This is a genomic window from Pseudomonas sp. ZS1P83, assembly GCF_054897825.1.
This window is the reverse complement of the sequence record NZ_CM142706.1, coordinates 2,066,699-2,082,748: the sequence shown is the minus strand read 5'-3', so window position 1 is coordinate 2,082,748 and position 16,050 is coordinate 2,066,699. Positions and strand designations below refer to the sequence as shown.

General features: G+C 56.7%; 17 protein-coding genes. 8 read left to right on the top strand and 9 right to left on the bottom strand.

Annotated elements, in window-relative coordinates:
• The first annotated feature begins 55 nt into the window (after positions 1-55).
• Complete coding sequence (gene rarD / locus ACYZT0_RS10215) at positions 56-943, top strand: EamA family transporter RarD (protein ID WP_462045719.1); 888 nt, start codon at positions 56-58, stop codon at positions 941-943.
• 109 nt (positions 944-1,052) lie between these two features.
• Here the strand turns inward: rarD and hppD are convergent, their stop codons facing one another.
• A complete protein-coding gene (gene hppD / locus ACYZT0_RS10210) occupies positions 1,053-2,129 on the bottom strand; it encodes a 4-hydroxyphenylpyruvate dioxygenase (RefSeq protein ID WP_462045717.1) in 1,077 nt (358 codons plus the stop codon).
• 249 nt (positions 2,130-2,378) lie between these two features.
• A complete protein-coding gene (locus tag ACYZT0_RS10205) occupies positions 2,379-3,323 on the bottom strand; it encodes a DMT family transporter (protein ID WP_462045716.1) in 945 nt (314 codons plus the stop codon).
• 79 nt (positions 3,324-3,402) lie between these two features.
• Here ACYZT0_RS10205 and ACYZT0_RS10200 point away from each other — a divergent pair, with 79 nt between their 5' ends.
• From ACYZT0_RS10200 to ACYZT0_RS10190, 3 genes are all read left to right on the top strand, one after another.
• On the top strand, positions 3,403-4,275 hold the full coding sequence (locus ACYZT0_RS10200) for a LysR family transcriptional regulator (protein WP_462045715.1): 873 nt from the start codon (positions 3,403-3,405) through the stop codon (positions 4,273-4,275).
• 112 nt (positions 4,276-4,387) lie between these two features.
• Positions 4,388-5,923, top strand: a complete 1,536-nt coding sequence (locus tag ACYZT0_RS10195; protein ID WP_462045714.1) for an EAL domain-containing protein — start codon at positions 4,388-4,390, stop codon at positions 5,921-5,923.
• 231 nt (positions 5,924-6,154) lie between these two features.
• Positions 6,155-6,520 carry a histone-like nucleoid-structuring protein, MvaT/MvaU family gene (locus ACYZT0_RS10190; protein WP_282378204.1) on the top strand — a complete coding sequence of 122 codons (366 nt, stop codon included), beginning with the start codon at positions 6,155-6,157 and terminating at the stop codon, positions 6,518-6,520.
• A 174-nt stretch (positions 6,521-6,694) separates the two neighbouring features.
• On the opposite strand, the gene ACYZT0_RS10185 is transcribed toward ACYZT0_RS10190, so the two are convergent.
• Positions 6,695-7,219 carry a DUF4946 domain-containing protein gene (locus ACYZT0_RS10185; RefSeq protein ID WP_462046536.1) on the bottom strand — a complete coding sequence of 175 codons (525 nt, stop codon included), beginning with the start codon at positions 7,217-7,219 and terminating at the stop codon, positions 6,695-6,697.
• A gap of 144 nt (positions 7,220-7,363) precedes the next feature.
• On the opposite strand from ACYZT0_RS10185, the gene gloA reads away from it, so the two are divergent.
• Positions 7,364-7,885 carry a lactoylglutathione lyase gene (gene gloA, locus ACYZT0_RS10180; RefSeq protein WP_462045713.1) on the top strand — a complete coding sequence of 174 codons (522 nt, stop codon included), beginning with the start codon at positions 7,364-7,366 and terminating at the stop codon, positions 7,883-7,885.
• Positions 7,886-8,001: 116 nt separating this feature from the next.
• On the opposite strand, the gene ahpF is transcribed toward gloA, so the two are convergent.
• The 3 genes from ahpF to ACYZT0_RS10165 form a co-directional block, all read right to left on the bottom strand.
• Entirely contained in the window at positions 8,002-9,564 is a 1,563-nt protein-coding gene (ahpF, locus tag ACYZT0_RS10175) for an alkyl hydroperoxide reductase subunit F (RefSeq protein WP_462045712.1), read from the bottom strand.
• Positions 9,565-9,702: 138 nt separating this feature from the next.
• Positions 9,703-10,266 (bottom strand): alkyl hydroperoxide reductase subunit C, encoded by a 564-nt coding sequence (gene ahpC, locus ACYZT0_RS10170; RefSeq protein ID WP_462045711.1) that lies wholly within the window; start codon positions 10,264-10,266, stop codon positions 9,703-9,705.
• A 145-nt stretch (positions 10,267-10,411) separates the two neighbouring features.
• Positions 10,412-11,356 carry a site-specific integrase gene (locus ACYZT0_RS10165; protein ID WP_462045710.1) on the bottom strand — a complete coding sequence of 315 codons (945 nt, stop codon included), beginning with the start codon at positions 11,354-11,356 and terminating at the stop codon, positions 10,412-10,414.
• 188 nt (positions 11,357-11,544) lie between these two features.
• Between ACYZT0_RS10165 and ACYZT0_RS10160 the strand changes: the two genes are divergently transcribed.
• Entirely contained in the window at positions 11,545-12,564 is a 1,020-nt protein-coding gene (locus tag ACYZT0_RS10160; RefSeq protein ID WP_462045709.1) for a DNA-binding protein, read from the top strand.
• On the opposite strand, the gene gorA is transcribed toward ACYZT0_RS10160, so the two are convergent.
• Entirely contained in the window at positions 12,561-13,919 is a 1,359-nt protein-coding gene (gorA, locus tag ACYZT0_RS10155; RefSeq protein ID WP_462045708.1) for a glutathione-disulfide reductase, read from the bottom strand. The two genes, ACYZT0_RS10160 and gorA, sit on opposite strands and share 4 nt — an antisense overlap.
• A gap of 133 nt (positions 13,920-14,052) precedes the next feature.
• Positions 14,053-14,892 carry a UTP--glucose-1-phosphate uridylyltransferase GalU gene (gene galU, locus ACYZT0_RS10150; protein ID WP_129444518.1) on the bottom strand — a complete coding sequence of 280 codons (840 nt, stop codon included), beginning with the start codon at positions 14,890-14,892 and terminating at the stop codon, positions 14,053-14,055.
• Positions 14,893-15,158: 266 nt separating this feature from the next.
• Between galU and ACYZT0_RS10145 the strand changes: the two genes are divergently transcribed.
• Both ACYZT0_RS10145 and ACYZT0_RS10140 read left to right on the top strand, forming a co-directional pair.
• Positions 15,159-15,347 carry a hypothetical protein gene (locus ACYZT0_RS10145; protein ID WP_462045707.1) on the top strand — a complete coding sequence of 63 codons (189 nt, stop codon included), beginning with the start codon at positions 15,159-15,161 and terminating at the stop codon, positions 15,345-15,347.
• Positions 15,348-15,487: 140 nt separating this feature from the next.
• Positions 15,488-15,769 carry a hypothetical protein gene (locus ACYZT0_RS10140; protein ID WP_462045706.1) on the top strand — a complete coding sequence of 94 codons (282 nt, stop codon included), beginning with the start codon at positions 15,488-15,490 and terminating at the stop codon, positions 15,767-15,769.
• A gap of 11 nt (positions 15,770-15,780) precedes the next feature.
• Here the strand turns inward: ACYZT0_RS10140 and ACYZT0_RS10135 are convergent, their stop codons facing one another.
• On the bottom strand, positions 15,781-16,011 hold the full coding sequence (locus tag ACYZT0_RS10135) for a hypothetical protein (protein WP_462045705.1): 231 nt from the start codon (positions 16,009-16,011) through the stop codon (positions 15,781-15,783).
• Positions 16,012-16,050: the final 39 nt, after the last annotated feature.

The window sequence follows — 16,050 nt, the reverse complement described above, 5'->3', positions numbered from 1 at the left end:
CACAAAAACCACGTATCCTCCGCCCCCGTTTAACGTTCAACTTCGCGAGGACAGTTTGTCTAAAGGTATTGCTCTATCGGTTTCAGCCTCGGTGCTGTTTGCCGTCATGTATTACTACACCTCGCTGCTCACGCCTTTGAGCGGTGTAGAAATCTTCGGCTGGCGGATGCTGCTGACCCTGCCGTGCATGACCGTGTTTATGGTGGTCTCCGGTGAATGGAAACGCGCGGTCGCCATCCTTCGCCTACTGGGCGGCAAACCCAAGTTACTCGCAGGCCTGATCGTTTCCTCGACGCTGCTTGGCCTTCAGCTCTGGCTGTTCATGTGGGCGCCGCTCAACGGCTATAGCCTCGACGTGTCACTGGGCTATTTCCTGTTACCGCTGTCCATGGTTCTGACGGGGCGGATCGCTTATGGCGAGCGGTTGTCCTACCTGCAAAAGGTTGCCGTGTTTTTCGCCTCTCTCGGTGTGCTCAATGAGCTGTATCAGGTGGGCGGATTTTCTTGGGCGACATTACTGGTCGTCGTCGGATACCCGACCTACTTCTTCCTGCGCAAGTGGCTGGCCACAGACAATCTCGGTGGTTTGTGGGTGGACATGGCTTTGATGCTGCCGGTGGCGTTCTGGTTCGTTCAAGGCGGCGAACAGGGTTTCGGCGTGTTCGATCAACGTCCGTGGCTATCGCTGCTGATCCCGTTACTTGGGGTGATCAGTGCTTCGGCGCTGGTTGTCTACATCATCGCTAGCCGGCTGTTGCCGTTCAGCCTGTTCGGGTTGTTGAGCTATGTCGAGCCGGTGCTGTTGCTCGGCGTCGCGTTGCTGCTGGGGGAAAGCATCAAGGCCGGTGAATGGCTGACCTACATCCCGATTTGGTTGGCGGTGGTTGTTCTGGTGTTCGAAGGGTTCAAACACCTGGTCCGGCAACGCCGCAAACCAATGTAGGAGCGAGCGATGCGGCGGTCCGACTTGCCCGCGAAGGCGCCCTTGAGGACGCTAAAAGCTTCGCGGGCAAGCCTCGCTCCTACACCGGTTGTTTTATGGCCAAACCAGCTTAGTCGGTGGAGAGCACGCCACGCCGAACCTGGTCGCGTTCGATGGATTCGAACAAAGCCTTGAAGTTGCCTTCGCCGAAACCATCGTCGCCTTTACGCTGGATGAACTCGAAGAACACCGGGCCCATCAAGGTTTCGGAGAAGATCTGCAGCAGCAGGCGCTTGTCGCCCGACTCGGACGAACCGTCCAGCAGAATGCCGCGCGATTGCAGTTGATCAACCGGTTCACCGTGGTTCGGCAAACGGCCTTCGAGCATTTCGTAATAGGTTTCCGGCGGCGCGGTCATGAAGCGCATGCCAATGCTTTTCAAATGATCCCAGGTCTTGATCAGGTCATCGGCCAGGAAGGCAACGTGCTGGATGCCCTCGCCGTTGAACTGCATCAGGAACTCTTCGATCTGACCGGCGCCCTTGGACGACTCTTCGTTCAACGGGATGCGAATCATGCCGTCCGGCGCGGTCATGGCCTTGGAGGTCAGGCCGGTGTATTCGCCTTTGATGTCAAAAAACCGGATCTCGCGGAAGTTGAACAGCTTCTCGTAGAAATTGGCCCAGTAAGCCATGCGACCGCGATACACATTGTGGGTCAGGTGGTCGATGATCTTCAGGCCGGCCCCGACAGGGTTGCGGTCAACGCCTTCGATGAACACGAAGTCGATGTCGTAGATCGAACTGCCTTCGCCGAAACGGTCGATCAGGTACAGCGGCGCGCCGCCGATGCCTTTGATCGCCGGCAGGTTTAGCTCCATCGGGCCGGTTTCGATGTGAATCGGCTGGGCGCCCAGTTCCAGGGCCCGGGAAAACGCCTGCTGGGCATTCTTGACCCGGAACGCCATGCCGCACACCGATGGACCGTGCTCGGCCGCGAAGTACGAAGCGACGCTGTGAGGTTCGTTATTGAGGATCAGGTTGATCTGGCCCTGGCGAAACAGGTGGACGTCTTTGGATCGGTGGGTCGCGACCTTGGTGAAGCCCATGATCTCGAAGATCGGCTCCAGGGTGTTCGGGGTCGGCGATGCGAACTCGATGAATTCAAAGCCCATCAGGCCCATTGGGTTTTCGTATAAATCTGCCATGGTTGGCGCCTCATCATTTTCTTATCAATTAACGGATCGTTAGTTGCTAGCAATGCTGAGACCGGGTGGCGCGCAGGAGATGCCCCGCACGCTGCGGGCGAGGAAGTCACCGTAGATCAATTGAAACCCAAAACTCTTCATTGTCGACCCAAGGCTCTTGCGGGCGAGGCTTCTGCTGCCAGAAGACGATTATTCTTATATGCGTAACCCGATTCTACACAGCGTAAATAGGTTTGTCCGCCTTCTGTATCAAATCCCCTTTTTCCCTGCTCGCGCAAGGGGTTTGTTGCACAGGAAAATCCCCGCGAGGATCAGCCCTCCTCCCAGGCACATTGCCAGGGTCAACTGTTCGCCCAATAGCAGCGCACCGAGGATCACCGCGGTCAGCGGGTTGAGGGCGATGAACACGCCTGAGCGCGTCGCGCCGATTTTGCGAATGCCGTCGTAATAACCGATGTAGGCCAGCGCCGAGCCCAATACGCCCAGGTACATCAGGCTCATCCATTGCTTTGGTCCGAGGCTGGCAAGTGCAGCAACACTCAACTCACCGCAAACAGCACTGGTCACCCACAGCATCAGCGTGCCCAACAGTATTGAGTACGTCACCGTTTGCACCGGGCCTAGCGTCTGGTTCAGATCTTTGGAGAACAGCGAATAAACGCCCCAGCCAAGAACACAGCCAAATATCAAAAGATCGCCGATCCAGGCATCGGGATTGTTGGCCAGCAATTGCGGGGTTCGACTGACGATCACCAGGCTCGCCCCGGCAATACAGATCGCGATCCCCAAGACTTTTACTCGACTCAAGCGTTCCTTGAATAACAACCATGATGCCAGGCCGATCACCGCCGGGTTCAACGCCACGATCAATGACGCTCGCGAGGCATTGATGTATTGCAAACCATAAAAAAAGCACAGGTTGTAGAAGAAGATTCCGAAAAAACCCAGCAGCGCCAATTGCAGCCATTGCCTGGGACTGGGTCGGGCGAGAGGCACGCGGGCCAGTAGCAGAAACATCAGTAACGCCACGCTGGCCAACAAGAATCGCAGGCTGGCGGCAAACAAGGGGCTGAGGCTATCAGACAGAAACCGCCCGGCGACAAAGGTGCCTCCCCAGATCATGGTGACTGCAACCAGTTTCAGATAAACCGGCACATCCGAAGGGTTGGACAGGCTCTGCTCACAGGTTGTCATAGGTTTCCAGAACGAGATATTGGGGAAGATGACGTATCATCTGGCTAATACCTTGTCATCGTAAAATGAGCAAACACTCATGACCCTTACCCAACTGGAGATTTTTTCTCTGGTCGCCGAGCTTCACGGTTTTACCGCGGCAGCCAATCGCTTGGGGATTTCCCAATCCGCGGTCTCTCACGCCCTCAAGTCGCTGGAACAGGAATTGGGTGTGGAGCTGCTGCGTCGGCATCAGTCCCAGGTCGAACTCAGCGACATCGGCCAACAGCTTTTGCCGCGCGCCCGGGCGATGCTGGGCCTGGCTAACACCTTGCGCCAGGAAGCGGCCGATGCTCGCGGAATGAAACGCGGTACATTGCGCATCGGCTCATTCGGCCCGACCTCATCAATCAAACTGCTGCCGCTGATCCTGCAGCATTACCGCGCAGCTCACCCGGGCATCGAGGTCCACATTGACGAAGGCCCGGACCGGCAGGTGATCCAGTGGCTGGAGGAGCGGCGTATTGATATCGGCTTCGTGGTGTTGCCCGAGGATCGGTTCGACACCTTTGCGCTGATCAAAGACCAGATGGTCGCGCTGCTGCCCGTCAATCATCCACTAGCCCGTCGCGACAGCCTGAGTTTGAGCGATTTGTGTAACGACCCCTTTGTGTTGACCGAGGCCGGTTCTTCGGAACTGGTGCAGCGGCTGTTCAGTGCCGCCCGGCTGACACCGAACATCCGTTATCGCTGCTCGCAACTCCTGAGTACGCTGGATACCGTTGGCCGAGGCGATGCGCTGACGGTCGTTGCTCAAGGCTCATTGCCCCACGACCTCGACAGTCGCTACGTGAAAAAACCACTGTCGCCTCCGGTCGCACGTCAGGTGGGTCTGGCGGTGCTGGACCAGCGCCAGTCATCACCTGCAGCGCTGGCTTTTATCAAATTGGCCGAGGGTCTGAACTACCGCTGAGCGGCACACGTGCCAAGAGCCAACTATCATGGCCTCTACCTGAACTCTTATTGGAAGGCGTCCCGTCCTGCCAGCATTTGAGAGCCCTATTTCATCGTTACAGGTTTCGCAAATGCCGTTGAACGTCAAATCTCGCCGCAAACGCAGCAGCAGGATGGCTGTGACTCTACTGAGCGGATTACTCCCGGTGCTGCTGGGGTTCGCCATTCTCTATATGCAGGCTGAACGCGCACTCAAACACAGCACCGAGCAGAGCGCCGAAGAAGCCATTCGCCAATTCGAATTGATGCTCGACAACACTGCTCAGGCCGCGCACGAATTGCTGCCACTGGCCGGACAAAATTGCAACGACGTCAAACTGGCCCTGCGCGAACAGGTCACCCGCCGTCCATTCGTGCGCTCGACCAATCTGGTGCAAGACAACAACCTTTATTGCAGTTCGCTATTCGGTGACTATCAGGAGAAGGTCAATCCCGGCGACTACACCCAGGGCAAGTTGTGGCTCATGAACGGCAACCCGGTCACGCCCAATACCGCGTTGCTGGTGTATCGACTCAGTGAAGGAAACCAAGGGGCGCTGACCACCCTGTACGGTTACCACCTAAGTAATGTGCTGCGCCTGAGCGGCCGCAAGACATTGCTGCTACTGCAAGTCGGCCCCGATTGGTTGTCCGCCGATGGCAAGGTCCACGAAGGTGCCCTGCCCGCCTTGCCGGTGGCGCAAAGCACATTGACGTCCTCGCGTTACGCCTTCACGGTGGCGGCCGGTTTCCCCGAAGGTGAGACCTGGCGTTACATGACCAGCGAGTATCCACCGCTGTTCAGTTTGCTGATCTTCTTTGGTGTGGCTTCAGGTGCCATCGGGCACGCCCTGCAGAAGCGCTCGTCGTCGCCGAGCCATGAAATGCAGCGCGCTCTGGAAGCTGCGGAGTTCATTCCGTATTTTCAGCCTGTGGTGCATGGTGCCAGCAAAAAGTGGTCCGGCGCCGAGGTACTGATGCGCTGGAATCATCCAAAGGAAGGTCTGGTGCATCCGGAACTGTTCATTCCGTTTGCCGAACACTCCGGGTTGATCGTGCCGATGACCCGCTCGTTGATGCAGCAGACCGCCGAACTGCTGGCGCCTGTTTCATCCTCATTCGAGGGAGCTTTCCACATCGGCATCAACATCACCGCCAGCCACTGCAAGGACCTGGAACTGGTCGATGATTGCCGCGAATTCCTCGGCGCCTTCTCACCGGGTACCGTCTGCCTGGTGCTGGAGTTGACCGAGCGTGAGCTCATCGAGCCGACGGCCATTACCCACCAACTGTTCGAGCAGCTCCACGCGCTGGGCGTAATGATCGCGATTGATGACTTTGGCACTGGCCACTCAAGCCTGGGTTACTTGCGTCAGTTCAATGTCGACTTTCTGAAAATCGACCAGAGTTTTGTCGCCATGATCGGTGTTGACGCGCTCTCACGGCACATTCTGGACACCATCATCGAACTCTCGGCCAAGCTCGATCTGGGTATCGTCGCCGAAGGTGTGGAAACCGCAGAGCAAAGTGATTATCTGACCGCTCACGGCGTAAACTTCCTGCAAGGTTATCTGTTCGGCCGGCCGATGCCCGGCGCAGAGTTCATTAACGCATTAAGTCAACATTAACTAGCGGCTCCAAGCGACGAGACGGAGACCGCGCACCCATTTGATTCAAAAGACTACTGTTGTTACATGAAGAAAAAGACAGGATTTACTCTTGATCAATTAACTACTACAATTTTTCATGCCTGCGCAAGATTGGCAGGTGAGCCATTATCACCGAGTCGCCTCAAGGCTCTTGGCTTATAGCTTTGTTTGCGGTTGGTATCAGCCAAACACACTATTGGAGTAAAGATATTGTCCAGACTCGCTGAATTTCGTGCAGCTGAAAAGGCCCTTCAAGAGCAGCTCAAACAGCTGGAGTCCCTGAAGAATGATGCCGGGCTCAAGAAAGAAATCGAATTCGAAGAAAAGCTCCAGGGGCTGATGAAAACCTACGGCAAGAGCCTGCGCGACATCGTCTCTATTCTCGATCCGAACCCGGCAAAATCCGGCCTGCTACAGGCAACAGCGCCTAAAACCCGCCGCGCACGCGTGGTCAAGGTTTATCAGAATCCGCACACCGGTGAGCTGATTGAAACCAAGGGTGGCAACCACCGCGGCCTGAAAGCCTGGAAGGAACAATACGGTGCAGCTACCGTTGATTCCTGGCTGCGCGGCTAAGCACTCGCGGTGACAAAAAAGCCCTGCCAATGCAGGGCTTTTTCATGGACGCCTTCAAAATGCAACGATTGGCGTCGATCAACTCACTACTTGTTGAATAACTTTGGGTTTAATCCCTTTGGGTATCTAAAAATTTCAGAATGCGCTGAATCCGGTAGCCATTGAAATCCTTAACTAAAGTTTCAAGCTGTTACGGGCTGCCTCTATTTCATCCTGACTTGCCTTATAAACCTCTGCCTGCCCCGCGTAGGAAAGAACATAGGCCTTATCGGCATCCACAGCGGCAACCAATGTTTGAGAGAGCACATGCCTTCCGTTCTGCGTGATCGTGCAGGTAGTTTCCAGCGCGGATAAGCGGCTCAAGGTCGTCGGGTGAATCTTGTTGCAGACACTTTGATACCCGCCTTGAAAGAAGTCCTTCTGCACCGACTTGCGCATCTCCAGCAACACGCCTTGCAGATTCACCTGATGACCGCTTTGCACCTGAGTCATGGTCAACTCCATCACCATCACCGGCGTGCCGCCCTCATCATTTTTCACCGCGCGCTGGCGGAACACCTGAGCGTTGGCGTCATCGTGCGGGACGGCTTCGACCTCCCAGCCGTTGGGCCAGGTCATGATTGGCTCGTCTGCGTGAGCGCAGGTAACCGCTGAAAGCACACCAATCAGGACGAAGGTCGATTTACAGAATCGAGTCATTGCTATGAACACTCACGGATAGAACCGTAAAGTTTGAGCCTCGTCCGTCCGTCAGGCAATAGCCGACGGTTTGGGTTTGGTGATGTCCGAGCCCTTGCGTATCATTGTCGCCATTCGTTAGCCCCACTATTTTCCGGAGGGCCCATGAGCCTGCACGAATTGAACAGCTTCCCAGGCGTGACTGCCCAACCTGACACCGCCACCCAGAAGTTCGTCTTCAACCACACCATGCTGCGGGTCAAGGACATCACCAAGTCCCTGGATTTCTACACGCGCATCCTGGGTTTCTCGCTGGTAGAAAAACGCGACTTCCCGGAGGCCGAGTTCAGCCTGTACTTCCTGGCGCTGGTCGATAAAAACCAGATCCCGGCCGACGCCGCTGCTCGCACCGAGTGGATGAAGTCGATCCCCGGCATTCTTGAGTTGACCCACAACCACGGCACCGAGAACGACGCGGATTTTGCCTACCACAACGGCAACACTGACCCGCGCGGTTTTGGCCACATCTGCATCTCGGTGCCGAACATCCGCGCTGCCTGCGAGCGCTTCGAAGCGCTGGGCTGCGATTTCCAGAAACGCCTGAATGACGGCCGCATGAAGAGCCTGGCGTTCATCAAGGACCCGGATGCTTACTGGGTTGAAATCATTCAGCCTGCTCCATTGTAAAAAGGGGCGCGGAGCGTCCCGGGCTGCATACCCACGCAGAGCGTGGGAACGATCAGTGTGAGACGCAAAAAACCCCATGATCGCTCATGGGGTTTTGTGTTTTCAGCGTCGGCGTTTTATGCCGGGGCCGAAATCCGGATCAAGTGATCAAACGCGCTCAGGGAGGCTTTGGCGCCCTCGCCCACCGCGATCACAATCTGCTTGTATGGCACGGTGGTCACGTCACCGGCAGCGAAAACACCTGGCATCGAGGTCTCACCACGGGCATCGACGATGATTTCGCCGCGAGGCGACAACTCGACGGTGCCTTTGAGCCAGCCTGTGTTGGGCAACAGACCGATCTGCACGAAGATCCCTTCCAGCTCGACGCTACGCAGCTCGTCCGACTGGCGATCCTTGTAACGCAGGCCGTTGACCTTCTGGCCGTCGCCCATCACCTCAGTGGTTTGCGCACGGGTTATGACGGTGACGTTCGGCAGGCTATGCAACTTGCGCTGCAAGACCGCATCGGCGCGCAGCTGTACATCAAACTCCAGCAGCGTTACGTGGGACACGATACCCGCCAGATCGATGGCCGCTTCGACGCCGGAATTGCCGCCGCCAATCACTGCCACTCGCTTGCCCTTGAACAGCGGACCGTCGCAGTGCGGGCAGTACGCCACGCCTTTGTTGCGGTATTGCTGCTCACCCGGGACGTTCATTTCACGCCACCGCGCACCGGTCGCCAGGATCACAGTCTTGGCTTTCAGGGTCGCGCCGCTGGCGAAGTGAATTTCGTGCAGCTCGCCATTCTTGCCCGGCACCAACTTGTCGGCGCGTTGCAGGTTCATGATGTCGACGTCGTATTGCTTGACATGCTCTTCCAGCGCCACAGCCAGTTTCGGCCCTTCAGTTTCCTGCACGGAGATGAAGTTCTCGATGGCCATGGTGTCCAGCACCTGCCCACCAAAACGTTCAGCCGCCACACCGGTGCGAATGCCTTTACGGGCTGCGTAGATCGCGGCCGAAGCACCGGCCGGGCCACCACCGACGACCAGTACGTCAAAAGCTTCTTTGGCGCTGATCTTCTCGGCCTGACGCTCGATACCGCTGGTGTCGATTTTGGCGAGGATTTCTTCCAGGCCCATGCGGCCCTGGCCGAAGTTCACGCCGTTCAGGTAAACGCTTGGCACGGCCATGATCTGCCGATCATCGACTTCGGCCTGGAATAGCGCACCATCGATAGCGACGTGGCGGATGTTCGGGTTGAGCACGGCCATCAAGTTCAACGCCTGGACCACGTCCGGGCAGTTCTGGCAGGACAGCGAGAAGTAAGTCTCGAAGCTGAACTCGCCTTTGAGCGAACGAATCTGTTCGATCACCTCAACGCTGGCCTTCGAAGGGTGGCCGCCGACTTGCAGCAAGGCCAGCACCAACGAAGTGAATTCGTGGCCCATCGGGATGCCGGCGAAACGCAGGCTGATATCGACACCCGGGCGGTTGATCGAGAACGATGGCTTACGCGCATCGTCACCGTTGTCGAGCAACGTAATCTGGTTGGAAAGACTGGCAACGTCTTTCAGAAGTGCGAGCATTTCCTGGGATTTCGCACCGTCGTCGAGGGATGCAATGATCTCGATCGGCTGGGTGACCCGTTCCAGGTATGACTTCAACTGGGCTTTAAGATTGGCGTCCAACATACGGGCGATTTCCTTGATTTTGTAAAAAGTCGAATCGAAAAAAAACGCCCGAACGAATCTCGCCCGGGCGTTTTTTAAAGGGCGGTTGCAGCTTACTTAGGTGCGGAAACCCGCCCTGGTGATGCTTTTTTCACAGACTTAGATTTTGCCGACCAGGTCCAGGGACGGAGCCAGAGTGGCCTCGCCTTCTTTCCACTTGGCTGGGCAAACCTGGCCTGGGTGAGCAGCGACGTACTGAGCAGCCTTGATTTTGCGCAGCAGCTCGGAAGCGTCACGACCCACACCGCCGTCGTTCAGCTCGACGATTTTGATCTGGCCTTCTGGGTTGATGACGAAGGTGCCACGGTCAGCCAGGCCAACCTCTTCGATCAGCACGTCGAAGTTGCGAGAGATGGCGTGGGTTGGGTCGCCGATCATGGTGTATTCGATTTTGCCGATGGCTGGCGAAGTGTTGTGCCAGGCAGCGTGAGCAAAGTGAGTGTCAGTGGAAACGCTGTAGATCTCTATGCCCAGTTTCTGGAACGCAGCGTAGTTGTCAGCCAGGTCTTCCAGTTCGGTCGGGCAAACGAAGGTGAAGTCGGCTGGGTAGAAGAACACGACAGACCACTTACCTTTCAGGTCAGCGTCCGACACTTGTACGAAGTCGCCATTTTTGTAGGCGGTAGCTTTGAACGGTTTAACTTGGCTGTTGATGATAGGCATCGATGACTCTCCGTCAGGGTTGAAAAGTTTGGTTGAGAAGTTGATGGCGTGAATCCTACCCACTCGATGGACGGATGGCTCATTGGCAAAGCTCATGCTGCTCATTGGTTTTCGCTATTAGCCGAACGTATTAATAGAAGAAAACTTACTTAGCAGCGCCAATGGTTTTTTCCGCGAGCGGTGTCATCCCGAGAAACGGGCTGGCTTCAACATAGCGCATGGCGGACTTCATATCCTTCCAGCCCACGTAACTCATCAACGACTTCAAGTCCCACCCGCTCTGATGGGCCCAGGTGGCAAAACCGCGCCGCAAGGAGTGACTGGTGTAGTGCTCGGCCGCAATGCCGGCTCGCTCCAGCGCCTGGCGCAGTAACGGGATCACGCTGTTGGCGTGCAGCCCCTCCTCGCTCAAGTTGCCCCAACGGTCGATGCCCCGGAATACCGGTCCACGGACCAACGCTGATTCAGTGATCCAGTCGATGTACGCCTGCACCGGGCACAAGCGCTGCAACGCTGGTGTCTGGTACGTTTTGCCGAGGTTTTCGCGGTCGCTTTTGGTTCGCGGCAAATAGAGCGTGATGCCTGAGCCGACAGCGGCTTGAACGTGCTCGACCTGTACCCGGCACAACTCATCGCTACGAAAGCCGCGCCAGAAGCCCAACAGGATCAGCGCCGTGTCTCGCCTGGCCCGCAAGAGTGCAGGTTGATCATTTTGAACCTTTGCTTCTGTAGCCTCCCGCTCCAGCCAGGCAACCACCTGCTCGAGATGCTGAAGCTGCAATGGCTGGGCCTGTTTCTCCTGAGCCGGGTGTAGCGCGCGAATGCCCTTGAAGACTTGGCGCACCACCGGCGCCTTGGTCGGGTCGGGAAAACCCTGGCTGTTGTGCCATTGCGCCAGTGCTGACAAGCGCAACTTCAAGGTATTGATCGACAGCACGCCCGCGTGAGCCACGAGGTAGCGCGCCACGCTGTCGCTGGTCGCCGGCAGGAAGCCGCCCCAACTGACTTCATAATGCTCGATAGCCGCACGATAGCTGCGACGGGTGTTGTCGCGCGTGGCGGCCTGCAGGTAACGATCCAGCTCACTCATCGGCTCAATCTCGCTCAACTCTCTAAAACGTACCGCTCTGGCGGGTGAAAACGCGCTACAACACTTATCACACGGGGTAATACCAGTATATCCCGCATGAATACTTGTCGTATTTAAAGTTTTTATGTGGCGTGGTACATTGCGTACTTAGGTGGCATGTACCACAGTACGAAATCGTAGGAGAAGACATGGCTCGTGGCGGCGTTAGTAAAGCAGTTGTGCAAGCGGCACGTTTGGCAATCCTCGCCCGAGGCGAAAACCCCAGCATCGACGCGGTACGGATCGAGATGGGCAATACCGGCTCAAAAACCACTATCCACCGCTATTTGAAGGTGTTGAATGACGGCATCGAGCGCGCCGAAACGCCTTCTGAGCCCATTGATGATGAACTGGCAGGCCTGGTCTCACGTCTGGCGCAACGCCTAAAGGAGCAGGCGCAAGAACCCATCGACGAGGCACGCGCGCAGTTCGATCAGCAGCGGAAAGAGTTGGAAATACGGCTGACGGAAACTCAACAAGCCAATGCCGAATTGCATCAGCAATACGAAATTCAAAGCCTGGCACTGACTCAGGAATCCGAGGCACTGCAAGAAACCCGTTCCATGCTGCAGACCGAGCAAACCCGCAATGCCGGACTGAGCCAGGCGTTGGCCGATTTCGAATTACGCTTGAAAGATAAGGATGAGCAGATCCGCTCCCTTGAAGAGAAACACCTGCATGCTCGCGACGCACTGGAACACTACCGCAACGCAGTCAAAGAACAGCGCGAGCAGGAGCAGCGCCGCCACGAAAGCCAAGTGCAGCAGATTCAGATGGAATTGCGCCAGGCCCAGCAGAGCGCATTGGTGCGCCAGGATGAGATCACGCAACTGCACCGCGACAACGAGCGCTTGTTGACGGAGAACCGTGGCACCTTGAGAGAGCTGAGTCTGCTGCAGGATCAACTCAAACAAACCAATGCTCGACAGGATCAGTTGCTGGAACAGGTCAACCGTATTGACAGCGAACGCACTCTTCTCCAGGAACGCTTGCGCGCGGCCCTGCTGGAAAGCCAGTCGCTGAAGCAGAGCGTCGACGAGCAGTCGCAGATAAACAAAGGGTTGGAAAGTGAGCTGCTCAAGACTCAGGCGAGACTGGATGAGAGCGTGCGCCTGGCGGCCATCATTGCGACAGCGCCAGAAGCATCAGAGCCCCAAAAGGACGATTAACCCGCGACCGGCGTGCGCAGGGTGACGAATTCTTCGGCGGCAGTTGGGTGCACGCCGATGGTTTCGTCGAAATCGCGCTTGGTGGCGCCAGCCTTCAAAGCAATTGCCAGGCCTTGAACAATTTCCCCAGCATCCGGACCGACCATGTGGCAGCCCAGAACCTTGTCGGTCTTGGCATCCACCACCAGTTTCATCAGGGTGCGCTCCTGGCATTCTGTAAGGGTCAGCTTCATCGGACGGAAGCGGCTCTCGAAGATCACCACATCGTGCCCGGCCTCCCGGGCCTCTTCCTCGGTCAAGCCGACCGTGCCGATGTTCGGCAAGCTGAACACCGCGGTCGGAATCATCTTGTAATCCACTGGGCGATATTGCTCAGGCTTGAACAACCGTCGCGCCACGGCCATGCCTTCGGCCAGAGCGACTGGCGTCAGCTGAACCCGACCGATCACATCGCCCAGCGCCAGGATCGACGGTTCGGCGGTCTGATACTGCTCGTCTACCTCGACGAAACCTTTCTTGTCGAGTTTGACGCCGGTATTTTCCAGCCCGAGATTGTCGAGCATCGGGCGTCGACCCGTGGCGTAGAACACACAATCCGCCTCCAGCACACGGCCATCCTTGAGGGTCACCTTCAGGCTGCCGTCGGACTGCCTGTCGATACGTTCGATGTCGGCGTTGAACTGCAGGTCCATGCCGCGCTTGGTCAGTTCTTCCTGCAGGTGCTTGCGCACAGCACCGTCGAAGCCACGCAGAAACAGCTCACCGCGATAAAGCAACGTAGTCTCGGCACCCAAGCCGTGGAATATTCCGGCGAACTCGACAGCGATGTAACCACCGCCCACCACCAGAACGCGCTTGGGCAGTTCCTTGAGGAAGAACGCCTGGTTGGAACTGATCGCGTGCTCGTGCCCCGGAATCTCCGGAATCTGCGGCCAGCCGCCGGTTGCAATCAGGATGTTTTGGGCGGTGTAGCGCTCGCCATTGATCTCGACCTGGTGCGGATCAACGATTTTGGCGTGGCCTTCATGCAAGGTCACGCCGCTGTTAACCAGCAGGTTGCGATAGATGCCATTCAAGCGATTGATCTCGCGATCCTTGTTGGCGATCAGCGTCGCCCAATCGAACTTCGCCTCGCCCGGCGTCCAGCCAAAACCTTGCGACTGCTCGAAGTCTTCGGCGAAGTGTGCGCCGTAGACCAACAGCTTCTTGGGTACGCAGCCGACATTCACACAAGTGCCACCCAGGTAGCGGCTCTCGGCCACAGCCACTTTCGCGCCAAAACCGGCAGCAAAACGCGCAGCCCGCACACCGCCGGAACCGGCGCCAATCACATAAAGGTCAAAATCGTAGGCCATTTTTTTCAATCTCCTCGGCTGTCCACAAGCATACCCGCAGACATCCGTTGGGCAAGCGCTGCAAACGATATGGGGACGGAAAATGAAAAAGCCACCCGAAGGTGGCTTTTCAATACAAGTGGGTCAGAGGCTATCAGTAAGCCTTGCCAGTCTTGTAGAAGTTCTCGAAGCAGAAGTTGGTCGCCTCGATGTAGCCTTCAGCGCCACCGCAGTCGAAACGCTTGCCCTTGAATTTGTAGGCAATCACGCAACCGTTCTTCGCCTGCTTCATCAGGGCGTCGGTGATCTGGATCTCGCCGCCTTTGCCTGGCTCAGTTTGCTTGATCAGCTCGAAAATGTCCGGAGTCAGGATGTAACGACCGATGATCGCCAGGTTCGACGGAGCGTCTTCCGGAGCTGGTTTTTCGACCATGTTGCGAACGCGGTACAAATCATCAGCGATCAGCTCACCGGAGATCACGCCGTACTTGTTGGTTTCCTGCGGATCCACTTCCTGGATCGCAACGATGGTGCAGCGATACTGCTCGTACAGCTTGACCATCTGGGTCAGGACGCCGTCGCCTTCGAGGTTGACGCACAAGTCGTCCGCGAGCACTACCGCGAACGGTTCGTCACCGATCAGCGGGCGGCCAGTCAGGATCGCGTGGCCCAAGCCTTTCATTTCGGTCTGACGGGTGTAGGAGAACGAGCACTCGTCCAACAGTTTACGGATGCCGACCAAGTATTTTTCCTTGTCAGTGCCCTTGATCTGGTTTTCCAGCTCGTAGCTGATGTCGAAGTGGTCTTCCAGCGCGCGTTTGCCGCGACCGGTAACGATGGAGATTTCGGTCAACCCAGCGTCCAGTGCTTCTTCGACGCCGTACTGGATCAGTGGCTTGTTTACCACCGGCAGCATTTCTTTGGGCATGGCTTTAGTCGCTGGCAGGAAGCGAGTGCCGTAACCGGCTGCTGGGAACAAGCATTTCTTGATCATATAAGTCCTTGAAAGGGCTGTGTGTACGAGTTTCGGCGCAGTCTAATCAGGCGGCGAGCACCTTACAATGCCCCGCACTGGCTAACCAATGCCATCATAGAGAAATATTCTCGCGGATAGTTCCCGAGATAGCTCCGCAGCCTTTATAGATAGCACAGACCGCCAGATCTGCACGGCCGCAAATCGCACCACCCTACACCATCAGCACCCGTTGAGTGCATTTGGCGCTATCATTGCGCAATTGAACCAGCCAACGAGGCAGATAGATGTCGGTAGCAAAAAGTGTCAACGGGTTCCTGATCAATCAGGCGAAAGACGGGCAATGGTGGGTAGACAGCGCCAGCGGCGAGAATATCGCCGGACCTTTCCCTACCGAAGCGTTGGCGATTGAAGTGGCATCCGTATTGGAACTTGAACACCCAACCGTCAAACGACGCGGCAAAGATAAGACCTGATCCGAGCCCAATTCTTGACCAAGCCCTGCCTCGCGCAGGGCTTTTTTGTGAATACCTGCAACGAAGTGGCCATTCGCTATAACCTTTTGATGCGAGCGCTGTCACAGGCTCAGCCCCATCATCCTGACGACGACAACGACATGAATAAATTTTTGCCACTGATTGCGGTACTGGCCCTGAGTGGCTGCGCCACTTCCGAAATGACTTACCTGAACAATGGCGAGCAAGCCCTGGCCATCGACTGCTCCGGGGAAGCCAACTCCTGGGCGACCTGCTACGAAAAAGCCGATGCCTCCTGCGCCGGCACCGGCTATCGAATCGTCGGCACCGACGGCACACCTTCGACCATGGAAAGCGACAAGACACTGGGCGTCGACGTCGGTAACTACAAGAACCGCAGCGTCGTGGTGGTTTGCAAGTAAGGCGCCCTGCCCTACATGTGAATTTCGGCGAACTTGATCCCGAGGCCGCGCACCGTCTCGATCAGATCGTCGAGACGACTGAAGGATTCGACTTCATCGTTTTCATCCACCAGAAAATAACTGCGCCCGGCGCTCTTCTTGAAAAACACGATCCATTCTCCCAAATTCGCCGGATTCTGAATCACGTGGGTGGCAGAAATGTGACCCTCTGCATGGCACTCCCGTACCTGCTCTCGCTTCATGCTCGACTCCAGAAATGACAATGCCGCCAAAGCGCTGCT

Excerpts from the sequence above, each read along its gene's own strand:
- hppD (WP_462045717.1), bottom strand. The coding sequence starts at position 2,129 with ATGGCAGATTTATACGAAAACCCAATGGGCCTGATGGGCTTTGAATTC.
- ACYZT0_RS10205 (WP_462045716.1), bottom strand. The coding sequence starts at position 3,323 with ATGACAACCTGTGAGCAGAGCCTGTCCAACCCTTCGGATGTGCCGGTT.
- ACYZT0_RS10200 (WP_462045715.1), top strand. The coding sequence starts at position 3,403 with ATGACCCTTACCCAACTGGAGATTTTTTCTCTGGTCGCCGAGCTTCAC.
- ACYZT0_RS10195 (WP_462045714.1), top strand. The coding sequence starts at position 4,388 with ATGCCGTTGAACGTCAAATCTCGCCGCAAACGCAGCAGCAGGATGGCT.
- ACYZT0_RS10185 (WP_462046536.1), bottom strand. The coding sequence starts at position 7,219 with ATGACTCGATTCTGTAAATCGACCTTCGTCCTGATTGGTGTGCTTTCA.
- gloA (WP_462045713.1), top strand. The coding sequence starts at position 7,364 with ATGAGCCTGCACGAATTGAACAGCTTCCCAGGCGTGACTGCCCAACCT.
- ahpF (WP_462045712.1), bottom strand. The coding sequence starts at position 9,564 with ATGTTGGACGCCAATCTTAAAGCCCAGTTGAAGTCATACCTGGAACGG.
- ahpC (WP_462045711.1), bottom strand. The coding sequence starts at position 10,266 with ATGCCTATCATCAACAGCCAAGTTAAACCGTTCAAAGCTACCGCCTAC.
- ACYZT0_RS10165 (WP_462045710.1), bottom strand. The coding sequence starts at position 11,356 with ATGAGTGAGCTGGATCGTTACCTGCAGGCCGCCACGCGCGACAACACC.
- ACYZT0_RS10160 (WP_462045709.1), top strand. The coding sequence starts at position 11,545 with ATGGCTCGTGGCGGCGTTAGTAAAGCAGTTGTGCAAGCGGCACGTTTG.
- gorA (WP_462045708.1), bottom strand. The coding sequence starts at position 13,919 with ATGGCCTACGATTTTGACCTTTATGTGATTGGCGCCGGTTCCGGCGGT.
- galU (WP_129444518.1), bottom strand. The coding sequence starts at position 14,892 with ATGATCAAGAAATGCTTGTTCCCAGCAGCCGGTTACGGCACTCGCTTC.
- ACYZT0_RS10145 (WP_462045707.1), top strand. The coding sequence starts at position 15,159 with ATGTCGGTAGCAAAAAGTGTCAACGGGTTCCTGATCAATCAGGCGAAA.
- ACYZT0_RS10140 (WP_462045706.1), top strand. The coding sequence starts at position 15,488 with ATGAATAAATTTTTGCCACTGATTGCGGTACTGGCCCTGAGTGGCTGC.
- ACYZT0_RS10135 (WP_462045705.1), bottom strand. The coding sequence starts at position 16,011 with ATGAAGCGAGAGCAGGTACGGGAGTGCCATGCAGAGGGTCACATTTCT.